19 protein-coding genes are annotated in these 17,716 nt (G+C 35.8%); 3 read left to right on the top strand and 16 right to left on the bottom strand.

Annotated features, from left to right (window positions below; all coding sequences use genetic code 11):
• Positions 1-12: 12 nt before the first annotated feature.
• The 10 genes from MED217_RS14940 to MED217_RS14895 all read right to left on the bottom strand — a co-directional run bounded on the left by MED217_RS14940 (position 13) and on the right by MED217_RS14895 (position 10,058).
• Positions 13-585, bottom strand: a complete 573-nt coding sequence (locus MED217_RS14940; protein ID WP_009781381.1) for an ester cyclase — start codon at positions 583-585, stop codon at positions 13-15.
• 39 nt (positions 586-624) lie between these two features.
• Positions 625-1,209 (bottom strand): YceI family protein, encoded by a 585-nt coding sequence (locus MED217_RS14935; RefSeq protein WP_009781380.1) that lies wholly within the window; start codon positions 1,207-1,209, stop codon positions 625-627.
• 85 nt (positions 1,210-1,294) lie between these two features.
• The gene (locus MED217_RS14930; RefSeq protein ID WP_009781379.1) at positions 1,295-2,125 is read right to left on the bottom strand and encodes an AraC family transcriptional regulator; all 831 of its coding nucleotides are present in this window, start codon (positions 2,123-2,125) and stop codon (positions 1,295-1,297) included.
• A gap of 207 nt (positions 2,126-2,332) precedes the next feature.
• A complete protein-coding gene (locus tag MED217_RS14925; RefSeq protein ID WP_230199281.1) occupies positions 2,333-2,710 on the bottom strand; it encodes a DUF4844 domain-containing protein in 378 nt (125 codons plus the stop codon).
• 162 nt (positions 2,711-2,872) lie between these two features.
• A complete protein-coding gene (locus tag MED217_RS14920; RefSeq protein ID WP_230199280.1) occupies positions 2,873-3,370 on the bottom strand; it encodes a hypothetical protein in 498 nt (165 codons plus the stop codon).
• 236 nt (positions 3,371-3,606) lie between these two features.
• On the bottom strand, positions 3,607-4,449 hold the full coding sequence (locus MED217_RS14915) for a hypothetical protein (protein ID WP_009781376.1): 843 nt from the start codon (positions 4,447-4,449) through the stop codon (positions 3,607-3,609).
• Between the two features lie 326 nt (positions 4,450-4,775).
• Positions 4,776-7,841, bottom strand: coding sequence for a hypothetical protein (locus MED217_RS14910; RefSeq protein ID WP_009781375.1), 3,066 nt, complete (start codon positions 7,839-7,841; stop codon positions 4,776-4,778).
• A 334-nt stretch (positions 7,842-8,175) separates the two neighbouring features.
• Entirely contained in the window at positions 8,176-8,580 is a 405-nt protein-coding gene (locus MED217_RS14905; RefSeq protein ID WP_154648960.1) for a hypothetical protein, read from the bottom strand.
• 304 nt (positions 8,581-8,884) lie between these two features.
• Complete coding sequence (locus MED217_RS14900) at positions 8,885-9,448, bottom strand: hypothetical protein (RefSeq protein ID WP_154648959.1); 564 nt, start codon at positions 9,446-9,448, stop codon at positions 8,885-8,887.
• Positions 9,449-9,767: 319 nt separating this feature from the next.
• Positions 9,768-10,058, bottom strand: coding sequence for a hypothetical protein (locus MED217_RS14895; protein WP_154648958.1), 291 nt, complete (start codon positions 10,056-10,058; stop codon positions 9,768-9,770).
• Between the two features lie 368 nt (positions 10,059-10,426).
• On the opposite strand from MED217_RS14895, the gene MED217_RS14890 reads away from it, so the two are divergent.
• Positions 10,427-11,392, top strand: coding sequence for an IS110 family RNA-guided transposase (locus MED217_RS14890; RefSeq protein ID WP_009780787.1), 966 nt, complete (start codon positions 10,427-10,429; stop codon positions 11,390-11,392).
• 43 nt (positions 11,393-11,435) lie between these two features.
• On the opposite strand, the gene MED217_RS14885 is transcribed toward MED217_RS14890, so the two are convergent.
• The 3 genes from MED217_RS14885 to MED217_RS14875 all read right to left on the bottom strand — a co-directional run bounded on the left by MED217_RS14885 (position 11,436) and on the right by MED217_RS14875 (position 12,857).
• Complete coding sequence (locus tag MED217_RS14885) at positions 11,436-11,696, bottom strand: hypothetical protein (protein WP_009781371.1); 261 nt, start codon at positions 11,694-11,696, stop codon at positions 11,436-11,438.
• Complete coding sequence (locus MED217_RS14880) at positions 11,693-12,097, bottom strand: hypothetical protein (protein ID WP_009781370.1); 405 nt, start codon at positions 12,095-12,097, stop codon at positions 11,693-11,695. Before MED217_RS14880 ends, MED217_RS14885 begins: the two co-directional genes overlap by 4 nt.
• Before the next feature lie 367 nt (positions 12,098-12,464).
• Positions 12,465-12,857: a hypothetical protein gene (locus tag MED217_RS14875; RefSeq protein ID WP_154648957.1), complete on the bottom strand. Its 393-nt coding sequence runs from the start codon at positions 12,855-12,857 to the stop codon at positions 12,465-12,467.
• A gap of 69 nt (positions 12,858-12,926) precedes the next feature.
• Here MED217_RS14875 and MED217_RS14865 point away from each other — a divergent pair.
• Positions 12,927-14,056 (top strand): IS3-like element ISLbl2 family transposase gene (locus MED217_RS14865; RefSeq protein ID WP_088124387.1). Its coding sequence is split into 2 segments (ribosomal slippage): positions 12,927-13,188 and positions 13,188-14,056, totalling 1,131 coding nucleotides; the frame shifts between segments, so codons are not numbered across the junction.
• Positions 14,057-14,527: 471 nt separating this feature from the next.
• Here the strand turns inward: MED217_RS14865 and MED217_RS14860 are convergent.
• Entirely contained in the window at positions 14,528-14,752 is a 225-nt protein-coding gene (locus tag MED217_RS14860) for a hypothetical protein (protein WP_009781367.1), read from the bottom strand.
• Between the two features lie 69 nt (positions 14,753-14,821).
• Between MED217_RS14860 and MED217_RS14850 the strand changes: the two genes are divergently transcribed.
• A protein-coding gene (locus MED217_RS14850; protein WP_154648898.1) for an IS3-like element ISLbl1 family transposase occupies positions 14,822-16,026 on the top strand; the annotation gives its coding sequence in 2 pieces (ribosomal slippage) (positions 14,822-15,101 and positions 15,101-16,026; 1,206 coding nt in all).
• 364 nt (positions 16,027-16,390) lie between these two features.
• On the opposite strand, the gene MED217_RS14840 is transcribed toward MED217_RS14850, so the two are convergent.
• On the bottom strand, positions 16,391-16,867 hold the full coding sequence (locus MED217_RS14840) for a hypothetical protein (RefSeq protein WP_009781365.1): 477 nt from the start codon (positions 16,865-16,867) through the stop codon (positions 16,391-16,393).
• A gap of 376 nt (positions 16,868-17,243) precedes the next feature.
• Positions 17,244-17,702: an energy transducer TonB gene (locus tag MED217_RS14835; RefSeq protein WP_040532928.1), complete on the bottom strand. Its 459-nt coding sequence runs from the start codon at positions 17,700-17,702 to the stop codon at positions 17,244-17,246.
• Positions 17,703-17,716: the final 14 nt, after the last annotated feature.

Genomic DNA, 17,716 nt, shown 5'->3' with positions numbered 1-17,716 from the left:
CTTGAAACCGACTTATTCTGCAAGGCCAATTTGCTTCATAAAGGATAAGTTGTCGTAGAACAAATATTCTTCGGTCATTTTGGTGCCGTCCCAATGGCCAATCGTAGCCATTTTGAGTTTGAATTTTTTACCGGTAGGTGGAATGCTTTTACCAGCAGCTATGGGCATAGGTTCTGTAAATGTTCCTTCTAACTCGCCGATCACAGCGGTCCAATCGCCGGTGCCAAATTTTACAGGATGTAATTTTATTTTGGTATCTGGAGCAAAAACAAACATAGGTTTTAGATCGTCGATATGGTTAGGGTATAAGCCTTTAGAAATGCTTCCGTCGGCATTATAAACCACAATATCATCGGTATGACTTTGACTAAAACCCTCCCACTTTTGATTGGTATAAAACTCAAAATCCAGGGTGTCAAAAGCTATAAGGCGTTCTTGCGTAAGACATTCAGCAGCTTTATAGGCTTGCAATTCGGTCTCGAGTGAGGCTATTTTAGCTTCTAAGGCTTCAGAATTTGTGTCGGAACAACTTACCAAGAAGGTTCCTGATACGAGTACAGCGACTAGTTTATGTAGTGTTTTCATAGATTTATATTAAAGAAGTGATATAGAAATGAACCCGGCTTACTGCACAAATTCGCCATTAAATTCTATGTGTACTTCATCGCTAATGATCGCTTCAGGAAAACTTCCGCCTATGGCGTAATCTGAACGTTTTAAAGTTCCTGTCGCTTTAAAGGCAATGGTTTGTTTTGAACTCATTGGGTTTACGGTTTCACCTTGGTAAACCAAATCTAGCGTTACCGGTTTAGTCACGCCGTGCATCGTAAGATCACCGGTAAGTTTGTATTTATTTTTTCCTTTTTTCTTGAGGTTGGTGCTGGTAAAGGTCAACGTAGGATAGGTTTCAATATCAAAAAAGTCGGCACTTTTCAGGTGGTTGTTTCGAGCTTCAACTAACGTATTTATAGAATTGGTCTGTGCTGTTACTTCAAAACGCGCATCGCTAAAATCTGCTTCAGTAGCGGTTACTTCGATAACAGTATCATCAAAAGTTCCGCTGATCTTGTTAAATCCTAAGTGTGTAACTGTAAAATACAGCTGTGAATGCGGCGGGTCATTTTTCCAGATTTCAGGTTGTGTCTGAGCATTTGAAAGCCATGCTCCAAAAAGAAAGATTGCTGTGACAATCAAGTTTAAACGTTTCATTTTTATAGTGTTTTTAATTACGACTACAAAGATGAGAATCGATAGTGCTCCGACTTTTATACTATTCGGAAGCTGTTGGGTAATTTTAGGAAATAAGCGTGTTTCTCATCTCCTCGCGGAATTCCCCGGGAGACTGTCCCGACTTTTTCTTAAAGACTTTCGAGAAGTAGGAGCCTTCCTTATAGCCCAACTGGTAGGCGATCTCAGAGATAGTTTGATCGGTTGTGATCAAAAGGTTTTTAGCCTCGGTGAGCTTTCGGGTCTCAATGATCTCAGAGACACTTTGTTCTAATATAGCGTGGCAAATGAGATTGAGGTTGCGGGAGGTCATAAAGAGTTTTTCGGCATAAAACTCAACCCCGTGGGGTTGTTTGTAGTGTTTTTCTAAGATTTGTAGAAAGTTACCAAAGGCGATCTGTTGGTTTTTTTGAGAAGCGGTTTCCGGGTCACTTTGCTTGCGCTCCCGTTCGATCATCGTCAATAGAACACTTAGCAGCTGCCGGATCAATGCATAATCAATCTGTTCTTGTTGATACTCTTCATACATCATAGTGATGAGGGTGATCAAGCGTTTAAACGTATGCGCATTTGCTACCTCAAGATTGGCGTGATTGTGATACAAGGCATACAACTGAAATGCAGTTTCGGGGATAAACTCACTTTTAAAGCGAATGCCCCATATACTACACTTGCCGTCAACCGCTTTTGGGAGCACGCGATGCGTTTTATTTTTGGTCACAAAACTTACAAAAGGTGCGTTGATGGTCACATTTTCAAAATCTATAAAATGCTCCAGTTGACCTTCAATACCGATCAATAACTCCTCAAAATCGTGATTATGCGGAGCATTAGGCAGTTGAGCAATGCGTTGTGCTTCTTGGGCATCAACTTTGAAAATATGGAAGAGGTTGTTCATGAAATGCGCTGCGCGTTCAGGTTACGGCTAAGGTACAACTTCTTTTGTTTGATGTTTTTAGCATTTTGAAGTATTGAAACGGTAGTAATGCTCAAAACTACCTCTTTGCATTTTAAACTAGTTGAAGCAGGGCGATATCCAACCTAAAGTCTTTGAGGTAACGAAGATGAATGATCAGGTGTTTATATGGAGCTGTGCATAGGTTTTTTAATTTTTATTTGTCATTTCGTTTGGGTCAAAACCATACATAAATCTATTTAGTTGTCCATTTGAACTTTCTAAACCTACAATGTCCATTAATTCCTCAAAGTAAGTACATACTCTTTCTCGGTCTTCAGTGTCCAATTCCATATAAACCTCGGCAAACCTTGAAAGTCCAATTTTAATTTTCTCTTGATATTTTTTCTCAGTCGGATTTTCAGATTCCGCTACATTTTTAAAGTCAGCAGCAGCACGATTAACTTTCTCTGTAAAAATCGGTCGCATTTTTTCGTCAGCGATACCAGCATAATGATTTTTAGCTATGAACTTTTTCTTTGCGATAAATTCTGCAAATTTCTCATTTGCATTTTCAGGTGTTTTCATTCCATTCGTATTTTGTCCGCAAGCAGATAGAGTTAAAAACAGAACAAATATTTTAATGTATTTTGTCATTTCTCAAATTGGTGCCAGCGAAAACCACCTCTTTAATACTTTAAAAGTAATTGAATTACATGTAATTTGAACTCAATAAGCATTTTGTTTTGACTACCGCCACCGTTTGCTTTTTAGTTTTGTATTGGCTTTGTTCTTGACCTTTTTGGTAATCCCATTTTCAGCAAATTGTTTGATAAGATCTCTGGTGATCTCAGGATGATCTAAACAGTGATTCTGAATTTGAGCACTTCCGTTTTCAATGATCTTGCCAACGAGTTCTGTCGAGATTCCGTTGGTAATGAGCTCCAGTCTGTAGGACTCCGAAGTATCATCAACGACGCCCCGTTGAAGTGTCATTCTTGGGTCTTCGTACGGAGGTAAAATACGCATTAATTCTTCTAATTGGTTTACCAAAGCTAACCTTGAGTGTATAGAAATCTCCAGAATTGGATTATCCCAATCGGGATTGACCTCAAACGTGTTAAGGCGGTTGTCGTAATCTTCTAAATAGTTTAAAACCGTAAGATGAAAGCTTCCACTCAAATCCCTTTCCGGTCGCCATTCGACGTCAATGAATTTTAATCGGTCTGGATTTTTAAGGATGAGCAAACTAGAGCCTTCAAAATAGCTTTCAAAACCTTCAATAGGGTCTACTTCATACCATTGATTGTAGTCGACTTGCCACCCGGCTTCGAGTCGAAGGGGTTGTAGTATAATTTCGTTCTTTTTGATGACGTTCTATTCTAGGATTAGGTGTATTCTTTTAACTATAAAGCTATTACATATTGCTCAATTAAAAGCTTGGCTTAGCGTACGAAACATAATTCAGGGCTGAACTACCAAAATTAATGCGCCCTTGTGTTGGTTGCTATCCCAAGTTCGGGATGCTTAGGATCGTAATTTACAGTATTCCCATCAAGTTGTAAAAGACAACTGTTTAACCGCTCTTGTTCAAAAAGAGCAACTTCACAATCCTGATTGATGACCAGGTGTGCAATAAATTCTTCTATACCATTAGCACACATTCCTCGGCCATAGGAACCGGGTTTGGATCGATGCGCATATTTTAGTAATACATGGAATTTATTGTTGATGTGTTTTTTACCAATTATTTCAACTTGTTCGATAAACGTGTTTTTTGATAGCGCACTCAGGTCAACGGTTTTAAGCAATAGTCCGTTTGCGTGTATTGCTATCTGGGCTTGTGTGTTCCAGCTAAATGGATGTACTTGCTGCAGCTTTATTTTTTGTTTTTGACCATTAGCCTTGTTCCATACCAATATACCGGGGCGTTCACGAGGAAGTTGTTCAAAGCGTTCTTTTGTATTTAGGGGTTTACAATGCTCATCTACAAAAGCTTCGCTTCGCTTTTGTGGAACAAACAAGGTTAAGGAGTTGTTACAGATTTCGTCGCTACTAAAACCTATAAGTGGTGTTTTTAAACCGTTATCGATGCGATACCAACCCTCAACCCTGATTCTTCTTGATGGTCCTTGTTCCTTGGGACACGCCTGAGAAGAAGGAACGAGGTATAACTGAAACTTTCTCCCGTTTTCGATAGTGCCTTGGTAACTGGTGTATCTGTCCAACGTGATTTTTTGCTGAACCTCCCAACTTGATTGCCCAAAGCTTTTTAGGCCAAATATCAAAACACTAATAGCAGTAAGAATCGTTAAGCCTTGTTTCATGAGTTTCTAGGAGTATGGATGGTGCTTTTTAAGATACTAAACTGTCAAATACCAACAAACTTTGATGTTTCATTTTAGCAAGTGTGTACTATATTAAGTGGCATTGCTCTCTGGTCTTTAAAGTAATTATTTAAATTAAATGTTATGCTGGATTAAGAAAGCTAACTAGTTCTAACGAGCTTTAGGGAAAGAATAGTGATATTCTTTATGAATCAGAGCTAATGCAAAAGATTTGAAAATCAATCAATTTACTACTCAGTTCCATTAAACTTAACTTTAATCACCAAATACGCTGCTTTCTCTAAAAAACATTACCAACTTTGAAATCAAAATTCAAAGCTATCAAGCACATTGTTAATTGTATTTTGATCGGCAGCAGTTTTATTTTCCCACGAAATTTGCGTTATAGCAAAGATCTTATCGTTTGTCAAATAGAATCGCATTTCAGTTTCTAAGGTTTGACCTGCTTTTTTCCCTTTCCAAATCACTTGAATGTATTGTTTATCATCCTTCTTGATTGTTTCATTTTTTAGGACAATAAAATCTTCAATTGAATTTTCAAGACCGTTAAGAATACCATTTGTTTCAAGTAAGTTTTCATAAGTCAATGTTTGAGGTTTTTCACCCATCTCCATACGAATAGCAGAATTATTTGAATATAGGTGAAAAGTAGCTGCATCAGGTGTATTGGTGTTCAATTCCCAACTGTCAGGAAACTCAATTTTAAAGTCAGCTGTTTCATGAGCAACCCAAGCCTCCTTTTCTTTAGGTTCATCTTGGTTTGTAATTTCGTCTTGACTCTTATTTAAAATTTCGAGATTTCTCATGATATTTTTGCGGTTATAACCTATAGTTTTTTCATATCCGCCTATTTCACTATTCTTTTTCAGTAAGTCGTTGTATAGCAGATTAAAATCTTCTAAATCAGTCAGATTTAATTTTTCTTTATATCCATTGATATGCGATTCAAAAAATGCATTCTGATTATCGTATGCTTTGTAGGCCTCATTACTTTTTAATCTGTCCGGGAAAAAAGTGTTATACCCATTGGAGATTGCCAGCCAGCTGACCGCACCGTTTTCTCTAGGTTTCAAAACGTCGTACACATAGATCAATTCCCAATCTTTAATACGGTATTTTATAAATTTAGTGGGCTCGCTTTCAGATAAAATTTTATCTTTTTTCTTTTCTTTGTATCCTATCCCAAAATCGTACGGCTCCTTACTTTTATATGGACGCGTACTCCATGAGTTTGAGTTAGAATCTGTAATCAGCCTTAATTTTCCTTTTACCTTATCTACCTTTTCTAGGCCTTTTAATTCTATAGCTGCGGTCCAGTCCATCCCTCCAATATATTTAAACTCAATATGGGCGTAATTATCTTTCTGAACTGTTGAGTAGGTCCCAAAACCAATGGCAGGTCTGTATTTTCCGGTATGGAGATAAGCATCTGCGTCAATAGGGAAATAAAAATTTAGATTCTCAGGATCTCCGTAAAGATCATCAGCTTTTTTATAGATATACAGAAAGTTATTGGCCCTGCCGCTCACATCACCCATGTCCCAAAATGCGAGAGGTACTTTTTTTCGAGATTGAGGCTTATAGCCGTAATTGGTTACTGCAGGATAACTTGTACCTTCAATATTTAGGTAGATATTCCTGTGTCTAAAAAATTGAAACATTACTATACGTTGCCAATCTGAAATCTCAAGGTACTCACCTTTTATCTTAGGAAGCGGCTTATTTTGTGCAAGCTCTCCATCTCCTAAATTTAAATAATCATTTAAAAGCTCATAGTTCTTTAAGACTATAAACTTGCCATTATTTAGAAAAACTAGCTCATTATCTTTGGTTTTGAGTACTATGTCAGTTGCTTTGTTCAAATGATCATTTTTAATAAGATCAACCAGATCCAGACCTTTTTCAAAATTTAAGTATTCCCAATTTGCTAGATAATCGTTGCTGGTTGTTGTGATCGGTAGCGTGGATAAATCTGAAATTTGATCAAGTGTTTTGTTTAGGTTTTCTTTATTGTTTTCAAATAATAGTAATGTAATATCACTGCCCAGTAAACCATTAAGGTTCCGTACCTTGGTTAAGGTTTCTTGTGTAGCTTTTTCGATGAGCTGAATGTATTTTTCAAGTGAATTACCACTTAGGTTATTAATTTGGGCAACTGGTGTTTTTGCAGGCTGCGTATAGGTATACTTAAATGAATAATTATTGTTCTTATCAGAAAGCGGCCTCAAATGGAGATAACTTACGTATAGGAACTCATCATTCCTATTTTCTGCATTTTTTAAAGTATAGCCTAATGAATGTTTTTTGTCATCATCTGGGGCGTAGACATTCTTGCGTTCGTTATAGGAACATTCACTACTATCTGAAACGCTACCTATCAATTTATTGATGGCACAGTAAAATGAAGAAATTTTTTCAGCCGCTTGATTCATATTATTCTCTAATCTTTTCTCACGGGCTAAGTTTCTTTGATATTCTTCTTCAGCTTTTTTCTTTCGCGCAGCTTCATTTTCATCCATCATGGTTTTAACAGCTCCGGCAAGACGGTCTGTAGCTCCTAATACACTTTCTTTATATATTTTTTCTTTAGCTTCTATTTCCTCATTTTGACGTTTGATAAAGTCTTTTTGTCTTTGCTCGCGTGATTTTCTTTGGGCGTATTCACGGTCGCTTTGATTCATAGAAGACCTCTCATTTACAGATTCGTCATTCTTATTTTCTTCCTCATTCCTATTTTTTTCTTCCTCTTTATTTTCTGCTTGCTTCTGTTTTAAGCGAGAAGCATTGTCTTTTATTTTTAAATAATTCCTAATCGTTGAAGCAAGTGTTGTTGCTTCACCACCTACTAAACTGAGTATTTCGTGATTTCCAACAACTGCGTGTTTCCAATTTTCTTCACCTTCATCTACACTTCCAGGAACATCAAAGAAAACGCAACTACCTTTTGGTCCAACTTCTGAAGGTGTTCTTATGCTAAAAACATTATCAGGGATATTTCTTACTTCAAATTTTATTTTAGGGAGTGCGCCATCATTTGAGAAAGGGATAGAAAAACCTTTATAGAGTCCTCCGTAACTACCGTCAGGCATCTCTATATCGGGAAACGTATCGTTATCACTATAAAAAGTTCCATCTACATAGATAGATGTTATTCTAAATTCCTTCAAAGTTATTTCTAAGCATCCAACTCCACTCTCCATTTCCCTCCGAAAACTGCCAACTTTGCTATAAATATCAGCTTCGGCTGTTATTTCATAGCCGTCAGAATAACCATCAAAATAAATGGTTTGTAAATCATCGTCTTGAGCTCTTAAATTATTTGATAGTATCGTAAAAACTAGAATGAAAAGGAAGCGTATGTTTTTAATCATAAGTGTTATTTTAAATGAAGCAATACGTGTGAGAATTTAAATTAATTACGATGTGAATTAACTTACAAAGTTTTCATTATCAGCTTGTAAACTGTCTTTGTTCAACTATTTAAAGCTGTGTTTAAGCTTTTGTCACATCTTCATAAAGGCATAATGTTTATACAAGTTAAATATTGGTCTTACTAATTATGTTATAAGTTTTACGATGACTTTTAGGAGGGTATACGGTATGCTCTTAAATTACTAAAGACCTGCTGAATTTGTAAAGATCCATAAGGCAATTGTTGAAATAGGGATCTTTCAGTCTGCTTACAAGTTGTGCTACGCAACCCATTTAAAAGCAATCCCCCTTTTTAGGCCACTTACTTTCCGGATCATCAACCATATTAAAATACGTGACGCTTACTGATCCTACTTTAGAATTACTGCTGTAAGAGAGACCATATTCGTAATAGCCTTTATTTTTTAGTTTATAGGTCATATCTAGAAGCTTAGCCTTTTTTTCGCCATTTATACTATAGCAGATCAAAACGCCATAGACGTTGGAACTCTTTTGATACTTAGAGGCATCTGCACCTATATCGGTGTTTCTGGTGTGCGGTTCAATCCTGATCTTTGTGTGGCCATATTCGTTTTTATAGATTTTATACTCACTGAACTGTACGATCTTTTGGGCCTGAATCATAGACACACAAGACACTATGATTGTTAGTGTTAATAGGGTCTTTGATAGTTTCATAAATGGAAAATTTAAAAAATAGATTTCGAATATAAGTATGCGTCCAATATGTGTCAATACCTACTTCTGGGTATATTGGGATTTAACAACCTCAAGACCACCCAAAAGCGGAGCAGGAGTGCGCGCTTTATTTTTTTCTGAAAAACAGATTGACAAACAGCGATAAATCGGTTTTAAGAGTTCTGAATTCTGTCTAAATCTATATGGTAGAAAAAAGAAAACCGCTTAAAAGCGGTTGAAAAAATTAGGCACTTCTAGAAGTTATGGACTTGTGCGACGCTTACCCGTGTTGGCTGCTGGTGTATTATTTTAATATTTTTCTCTCGTCAACGAGTTTGTAGTTATCAGTTGGTATCGACTTAGTTTTTCCGATTTTGTTCAAATCCCTGAATTCCATTTTGTCTGCCTGGCCTAAATATTCAAATATGTAATCGTATTCTACAAAAGTCCGTTGTTTTCTCCCAGTCATAGTAAAATCTGATTTTCCATTCACTTTGTATCTAATAGGCTTACCAAGTTTAAGTTCTGCTATTTTGTGGTCGTCTCGCTTTGGAATACCAATATGAAATTCGTTGGCTGAATAGTTCAAATGAAGGTCAAATGTTCCAGACTCATTTTTCTCTATTTTGAATATTTCAAAAGTCCCTTTTCTTAAAAGTCGGTTGAAACATATAAGCTGTCGGTTTGCAGATAGCACATCGTTTTTTCTGCTGTTTTTAAACCAACTGGGCCAATTTGTCTTGTCCCAAGACTTTTCGACAAGGAAGGGGTCAAAACCGTTAATGTCTTGAATAATTACAAGGTCAGCAGTTTTTAGATCAGGCTCTTGTTCCTTGTTAATTGGAAGAAGCAAAGTACTGTCTGTCAAGTAGCCTGTCTTTGAAACAAAACTGTCTCCCCATTTGTCAAGAAGTTGTCGAGACTCGGTCGAATAGTCGAGCTTCTCAATTCTCTCGACTGATTTAAATATTTGAATTACGTGTGTCATTTTCACTTGCTGTCAACAGCAGTAGATCTACAAAACTACCTGTTTATGTTTTAAAAGTAGTTGAAGTGACTGCGATATCCAACAAAAACTGCATATGAAGGGTTTAAAGTTTTTAGGTGATGTCCTTGAGGTTTAAATAAATAGGTTTTATTAGAAATTAAGAGCTTGTGCAACGGTTACCAATGTTGTGCTTAGTTTTTTATTCAACTATTCTTATTTTTTTTCGCTGTTCGATTAGTGTTTTTTCATTATTCGCTCCAATGTCAATATATCGTCCGTTTTTGGCTTTTAAAATTGTGTCAAACTTTAAAGTCCTATTAATTTTTAAACCTAACTCTTTGTCAATTATTTCGATCGTTTTAAAAGTTCCAGAAACTCGAAACTCTTTTCCTTTTACATAGATTGATGCATTTTTAGAAATTCCCAATTCAGGAATCATTTCAATCCGATGATTTTTAAAGCGTATACTGTCATTTACTTTAACAGTCAAAGTATCGTTTTCGAATGCAGAATGGAATGAGATATTTGATTGTCATTGTGGAAGATTTTTATAAGAATTACAGGATATCATTCCGCAAATAAATGTCAGTACTAATATGAGTTTTTTATTAAATTTAATTTTTCGCAATTCTGTCAAATTGTAGCCATCTTAAGTTTGATTCTGTTTAAATTATAGCATTAATCAGAAAGAACAAAAGAGCAGGTTAAGGTTACTATAGCCGTTGGAACTTCAGATTCCGTCAACATTGATAATCACTGCTCTTTTCTACTTAGATTTCGATCAGTTCTGTGAGGCGCTAACCTCGATTTAAAGTTGTTGAACACCAAGTAGATCGTCCTTTCCAAAATCTAATTGTTATGAGTAAATATAGTGAAACTTATGGAGTAGATATTAGCAAAGATGTCTTTGATGTAGCAAATACAACAGGCTTTTACCGTCAATACCCTAATACTGTTGCCGGGTTCAAAAAGTTCATTAAAGAGCTTGAAAAATCAGCAATTGTCGTTATGGAAGCAACCGGTTATTATCATTATTGTTTAGCACAATTCCTGTTTGAATCTGGCCAACCGGTTTCTGTAGTAAATCCATTATCTGTAAAGAGGTTTATACAGATGCGTTTATCTAAAGTAAAGACCGATAAGAGTGATGCTAAAGCCATATGTGACTATGCTTTGATCAACCCAGTGCCTTTATATACGGGAAAGGATCAGAATCAAGCAGAATCTCTACAACTTCTACGTTTATTAGAGCTGTACTTAAAACAGCGCACTCAGCTAAAGAATAAAATTCACGGAGAGCAAGCTTTAGGTATACCTTCAAAAGCGGTTTTTAGATCATTGAACAGATCAAAAAAGATATTGGATAAAGAGATAAAATCCCTAGAAACGCGCTTATTATCTCTAGTTAAAGCAGAGCACCAGCAACAGTTGACTAATTTAAAGAGTATCCCAGGTTTAGGAGATAAAACAGCAGCTTTATTGATCGTGTTAACTGATGGTTTTACCAAATTTGAAACTGCATCGCAGCTTTGTAGCTTTGCAGGCACAACGCCCACCATACGGCAATCAGGGAGCAGTGTCAGGGGTAAAAGCAGAATCAGTAAAATGGGTAACCAAAAACTCAGAAATCTTTTGTTTTTATGTGCCTTCTCTGCAAGTAAATACAATACTGCCTGTAGGAAAATTTATGAACGTATTATAGCAAAAGGCAAAAGTAAAAAGCTAGCACTAATAGCAGTTATAAATAAACTAATAAAACAAGCTTTTGCAATCGCAAAGAGCGGCTTGCCCTATGACCCAAATTATGCGACAAAATTGAACTAAATACTCTTGGATTTTAACTCAGTTCTTTGTTGTACGCTGGCTTTTATTTCCATTTATTTTCAAACTCTTCTTTTTTTATTGTAAACTCATTAAATTCGGTCAAATCAATATTTTGGTCGGCAAGCATTCCAAATTCGTCCTCAATATTTTGGTTATCATATTTTAAGACTTTTCCATTGTCATAAATCTCAATTTGTCTTAAAACTTCTCCGTTATTGTCCGTCTCGAAAAGCCAAACTGATTTCCCCCAACTGTCATATTGGTCTCCACGGGTTTCATTCCAATTTCGTTTAAAGTATTTCATTCGGTTATTTCTACCAGTTTTAAATCTAATTCTTTGATGACTTGGTCGATGTCAAATTCGAAATCTTTTGATATGTTTACAATGGCAATACTCCCAAGGTCAACTTGCCAAAACCCACCTCTTTTTGTCAATTCCTCCCCAAGCATTCGATAGTCTGATTCTTTATGGTTTGGTGTCAATCCAAATCTGCGAGTAATAAATTCCGATTCCTTTGTGATTTTTGTTATCACGTGCTTTTGGTCTTCGTTAATTCTCGTTTCAAATTCCGTACCCAAAGTCAGTTTAGGGTTGCAAAAGTCATTGTCAATCATCCGAAATCTATTTTCAGATAACTGTTCAACGTAAAGAGTAGTTGTCACTTTCTCTTCTTTGTGATAAACATCAATCTTGACTTCACTCATTTTTTTCAGCTTGCAGGTAACGGCAGTGGGTCTTCAAAACTACCTGTTTATGTTTTAAAAGTAGTTGAAGTGACTGCGATATCCAACAAAAGCTGCATATGAGGGGTTTAAAGTTTTTAGGTGATGTCCTTGAGATTTAAATGAATAGGCTTTGTTAGATATTATAGAATTGTGTAACGGTTATTAGTGTTGTAAATAGTTATTTTTAATTATCATTTAAGGAATATTCTGTGTATTTGTCATAAGCCATTAAGTCAAAAACTTTTGATTGACCTGTTTTTAACCATCTTTTGTAAATCAGCTTTCCATTCATATACACGTAAAATTCGTTGTCCTTTGTTTCTTTAGTAAATACCATAAATCCAATTTAACAACCGCAATACATTTCAATTTCAGTATTGTTTTCAGTTTCCTTAATTTCAAAGTAGCATCCAACACCATCGTCAGTCGGACCAAATTTGGTTTTCTCTGAATTCCATCCGTGTTCTATGTCCATTGGCGAACTTTTAAAAATTAATTCAACCCATTGGTTTAAGCTTTCTTTGTCGGTTTTCGGTAAAATCAGTTTTGTTATTATTCCACCTGCTTCTCTACACTGTTCTTCCGAGTAAACAATTCCATGTTCAAATTTTTGTTTAAATGCACAAATATTGTAATCAGGATAATCATATTTTTTAATATCCAATTTTTCAGATTCCGCTTTATAATTCCGAATTAGATATAAGTAAGTCACATCCTGTGAGTAGTTCGTTTTTTTCAATTCCGCATTTGTAAGCTTCCCTTCAAACCGAACTGTTTAGAAGTGTAATAATTCTTAATTTTAAACAGTATGAGACGAAGCAAATTCACACCTACACAGATTGCAAAAATTTTAAAGGAGTTCGACAACGGTAAGAGTGTTGAAGAAATTAGCCGCGAATACGGTGTCAGTACCTCTACCTTTTATAAATGGCGTTCTAAATACGCTGGTATGAGCAGCAAAGAACTTAAGCGTATTAAGGAGCTCGAAGCTGAAAACGCCCGTCTAAAGCAGATGTATGCCTCTTTAGCACTAGACCACCAAATGGCAAAAGAGATTATTGAAAAAAAGCTCTAAAGCCCTGCCGTAAACGCACCATAGCTAAAGAACTTATCCGCTACGGCATCAGTAGGGCGTGCCGAGTGCTTAATATGAGTAAAAGTGTTTATTATTACAAACCTTTACCCAAGGATGATACTCCTATAGAACAAGCTCTTAGAGACAAAGCAGAAGAACATTCAGAAGAGGGTTTCTGGAAAGCCTACTGGCGTATCCGTAACGAAGGAAAGCCTTGGAATCATAAGCGGGTACACAGGGTGTATGTATCTTTAGGGCTTCCTTTAAGAAGAAAAGCAAAGAAGCGCCTGCCCGCGCGTATACAGGAGCCTTTGGAGATTCCTGAAGAATTGAATGATACTTGGAGTATTGATTTCGTAAGCGATGTCCTAGAAAACAAGAGACGTTTTAGATCTTTTAACGTAATAGACGATTTTAATCGAGAGGCACTACATATTGAAGTAGACTTTTCTTTAACCAGTAATCGGGTAGTCTGGGTACTTAATCACCTAATTAACCGACGAGGTAAGCCAAATAGGATCAGGATGGACAATGGTCCTGAATTCATAGCAAACCTAACTGCTGAATGGAGTAAAATGCATGAAATTGAATTTAAATACATACAACCAGGCAAACCTACTCAAAATGCTTTTGTAGAACGCTTTAATGGCTCCTATCGCAGAGGTGTCCTAGATAAATATATCTTTGAAAACATTGATCAGGTAAGGGAACAAACTCAAATATGGATGGAAGATTACAATAAATATCGTCCCCATGACTCACTGGGCAAAATAGCACCAGTGCAATACGCAAAACTCCATTCTCTTGGGGCTAGCCCCAAGAGAATGAAAAACAATAATTTTAAACCAGTTTTGGAAGATTAAGCAGTTCTAGTCTGGGGAAGCTTACACATTCAGTTCCGCAACAATTGGTTTTTTCAGCTCAAAACCCTGTCCGATACCAAAAAGTGGAATAATTAGAAATAATATTAATACGAATCTCGATTTCATAATTGTTTACAACGGCAGTCTGTCTCAAAACCACCTGTCTATACTTTAAAAGTAGTGAAGTCACCGCGATATCCAACAAAAACTGTATATGAGGTGTTTTGATTTTTAGGTGATAAGACAACGATCTAAAGTTCACCCAAAAGCGAACGAAAACGGAGCAAGGATGCGCGCTTCATTTTTTCTCTGAAAAGTAGACTAACAAACATCGATAAATCCATTTTAAGAGTTTTGAATTTTGTCTAAATCTAAATGAACATAAAAAAAACGCTTAAAAGCGGCTTTTTTATGTTCATAATATTGCGTTTTACAGTCTTGTGCAACGGTTACCGGTGTTGGCTGACGTTTTTATTTTTTAGGATCATTGTTTTTCAATTCCGAGTTATTTGCCCATTTTTTAAGTCTTTCATCAATTGAATTGAGTCCGAAAAAACTTGCTAAAAGTCCAATTGGCATTCCGATAATACTTCTAATAAATTCTTTCGGATTTCTTTTATAATCTTGATAATAACCAAAATAGATAAAAGCTCCGAAAAAAAGTATAAAGAATGATATAATTAAAAAACCAAACATATTTTAGAATGAACCGTTGTTAATGTGGAATTACTACATTAGACTGGACATAGAGTTGAATGAATATTATTGCAAGTTGTTAACTTAGCAATCATGAGACGTAAAGCCAAACATTACACTTTAGAGTTTAAGCAAAAAGCAGTAGAATTAAGTTACGCCAAAGGCAGTGTAGCACAGGTTTGTGAGGACCTGGATATCTTACCTGCTGTTCTTTACCGGTGGCGTAAAGAGCAAAAGAATTATGGTAAAAATAGTTTTCCCGGCCGTGGTAACCCTAAAATGACCGATCAACAAAAAGAGATAGCCCGTTTAAAGAAACAGCTCAAAGAAGCCGAATTAGAACGTGATATCTTAAAAAAGGCGATTGGCATCTTCTCCGCGAGCGACAAGAAAAATACAGGTTCATAAAACAGCATCGTATGAAATTTCCTGTTGAGAAGATGTGCACTATGTTAGCCGTGAGTAAAAGCGGTTATTACCACTGGTTGAAATCTGGTCCTAGCACCCTTTGGAAAGAAAATCAGAAGCTCTCTTCATTAATCAAAGATATATTTGAAGATAGTCACCAAAGCTATGGAGCTCCTAGAATAAAGGCTGAATTGAAAGCTTTGGGCTTTAAGGTATCAAAGCCTCGGGTAGCCCGTATAATGAAGGCAAACTATTTATACGCTAAGAGGAAGCGTAAGTTTAAAGCCACCACCGATAGTAACCATAAATATCCCATAGCACCAAACTTGTTGAACCAATGCTTTAATGTAGCCAGGGCTAATCAAGTATGGGTAAGCGATATTACCTATGTTCAGACCAATCAGGGTTGGAGTTACCTAACAGTGATCATTGATCTATTCAATAGAAAAGTTATAGGATGGGCTTTAAGTGATACCCTAAATACTGAGGATACTGTTATAAAAGCTTGGCAGATGGCTATTAAAAATACCACACTAACACAACCTTTGATATTCCATTCAGACCAAGGTATCCAATATGCCAGCCAAAGATTTACTAATCTACTTAAAAGCTATAATGACCTGGTAAAACAATCGATGAGTAGAAAAGGTAATTGCTGGGACAATGCCGTAGCTGAATCCTTTTTTAAATCTCTGAAAGTAGAATGGGTATATTGGCATAAATACAAGCTTAAATCACAGGCAGAGTTATCTATCTTTCAGTGGATAGAAACCTGGTACAATACCAGAAGAAGACATTCCTACTTAGGAAACAGAACTATTAAAGAATTTGAAATAGATATGTATAATCAAAAACTAGCAGCATAGTCACTCAACTTAAAGTCCAGTTTTTTGTTGCAAGTCCAATGTATAATCCAATAATTACCGCAATGCAATGAATTCCGAGTAAGTAATATTTCCAGTTCGGTTTGTTATTCAGAATCAGAGCATAAGTTGGAATCTGTATGATTGCTATTAAAATTCCAACAATTCCGATTTCGTTTTTGAATTCCGCAATTAACATTGTGAAAGGGTAAATCAGTTTCGCAGGAATATAAGTTCCGTGGCCTCCTCCAGCCAAAAATATAGTCAGAAACAGCAATAGAATTGTGATTATTGTAGTTTGAACGATTTTCATTTCAGGTATTGCACACAACGTTTTTGTGTAACACGTCGTTGTGCGTTCGTTTTTTTAATTCCATCGTTTGTTTTTAATTCGTGTTTTTATTAACACAAATCTGCTCCAACCCTTATCAATATTAAAACTCAAGTTTCTTTTTCCAATAAGGACTTTACCATCCGAGAGATATGGTATTTGAGATATTATTAAATCCGAATCTATAATTGAATCATTTTCTATTTTGCTTAAGTTTTCTTGATTTTTAAATTCTCCTTTAAAAACTAATTTCAATGTATCCATCGAAATTTTAGTCCAAGTCCCTGTAGTTATTTTTTCCTTTCCAAGCTCATTTGAATTGTAATATTCGAAAGTATTGTCATCTTTCAGTTCAATTTGAGAACAAGCAGTGTAACTTTTTTCACATTTGCCATATAAGCCAACAACCGATTTATTTGTTGAGCACGAACTTAAAAAAGTAAGCAATAAAATCAGTTTAATGAATTTCACGATTTGGTTTTTAAAATGACGCACAACGGCAGTGGGTCTCAAAACTACCTGTTTATGTTTTAAAAGTAGTTGAAGTCACTGCGATATCCAACAAAAACTACATATGAAGTGTTTAAGGTTTTTAGGTGATGTCGTTAAGATTTAAATGAATAGGCTTTATTAGAAATTATAGAATTGTGTAACGAGTACTGGTGAACCGCTAAGATGCGCGTATCACATATAGAGCCTGTGCTGAACTTGTTTCAGTAATGCCGAGCAAGTTATATAGGTATTGAATGATTGATAATCCTATCGGAATTATCAACGATTCAACACCCCAAAATCAACATTATGAGGTAATTAAAAATAAAATATTAACTTTAAAGAACTGGACTAGGGCTTTTCATAGGATACATTGTTGCCTGCAGTATTTTATTTTTCATTCCGAGTATAAGATTTTTACTGCTTCGTCGAATTTTATTGGAAAATTATATTTCGAAGCAATTTTTATTCGTTCAGCACCTAATTCGGCTGGGCTCCATTCATTTGGGATTAATTCAGCCAATCTTAGAGCTTCCGAGTTTAATTTTTCATTTTCACTTTTCATTATTTTTGGTTTCTCAAGATTTCCAGTACTATCTATTTTAATTGAAATCCAAACTGTTCCTTTTTCGTCAGTCAGATTCATATTCGAGTATATTATTTTCGGAATACTGTCAAGGCCGTATTTAAACTTTGCAGGGTATTCAATTGGGTCAATAATTATGTCCGTTTGATTTTCAATTGAACCACTATCCAATTCCGTTTTTTGTTTTTCAGTTTTACAACTAAAAATCAGAATCGAAATTAATATGAGTAGCAGTTTTTTCATATTGCAGGCAACGGCAGTCTGTCTCAAAACTACCTTTTTAT

This window comes from Leeuwenhoekiella blandensis MED217, from assembly GCF_000152985.1.
Classification (GTDB): Bacteria; Bacteroidota; Bacteroidia; order Flavobacteriales; family Flavobacteriaceae; genus Leeuwenhoekiella; species Leeuwenhoekiella blandensis.
The sequence above is the reverse complement of the archived record's forward strand: the minus strand, read 5'-3'. Positions and strand labels throughout refer to the sequence as shown.

Coding starts and splice junctions, on each gene's coding strand:
- MED217_RS14880 (WP_009781370.1), bottom strand. CDS start 12,097: ATGAGTGAAGTCAAGATTGATGTTTATCACAAAGAAGAGAAAGTGACA.
- MED217_RS14930 (WP_009781379.1), bottom strand. CDS start 2,125: ATGAACAACCTCTTCCATATTTTCAAAGTTGATGCCCAAGAAGCACAA.
- MED217_RS14885 (WP_009781371.1), bottom strand. CDS start 11,696: ATGAAATACTTTAAACGAAATTGGAATGAAACCCGTGGAGACCAATAT.
- MED217_RS14905 (WP_154648960.1), bottom strand. CDS start 8,580: ATGAAACTATCAAAGACCCTATTAACACTAACAATCATAGTGTCTTGT.
- MED217_RS14940 (WP_009781381.1), bottom strand. CDS start 585: ATGAAAACACTACATAAACTAGTCGCTGTACTCGTATCAGGAACCTTC.
- MED217_RS14890 (WP_009780787.1), top strand. CDS start 10,427: ATGAGTAAATATAGTGAAACTTATGGAGTAGATATTAGCAAAGATGTC.
- MED217_RS14925 (WP_230199281.1), bottom strand. CDS start 2,710: ATGAAAACACCTGAAAATGCAAATGAGAAATTTGCAGAATTTATCGCA.
- MED217_RS14935 (WP_009781380.1), bottom strand. CDS start 1,209: ATGAAACGTTTAAACTTGATTGTCACAGCAATCTTTCTTTTTGGAGCA.
- MED217_RS14915 (WP_009781376.1), bottom strand. CDS start 4,449: ATGAAACAAGGCTTAACGATTCTTACTGCTATTAGTGTTTTGATATTT.
- MED217_RS14910 (WP_009781375.1), bottom strand. CDS start 7,841: ATGATTAAAAACATACGCTTCCTTTTCATTCTAGTTTTTACGATACTA.
- MED217_RS14860 (WP_009781367.1), bottom strand. CDS start 14,752: ATGTTTGGTTTTTTAATTATATCATTCTTTATACTTTTTTTCGGAGCT.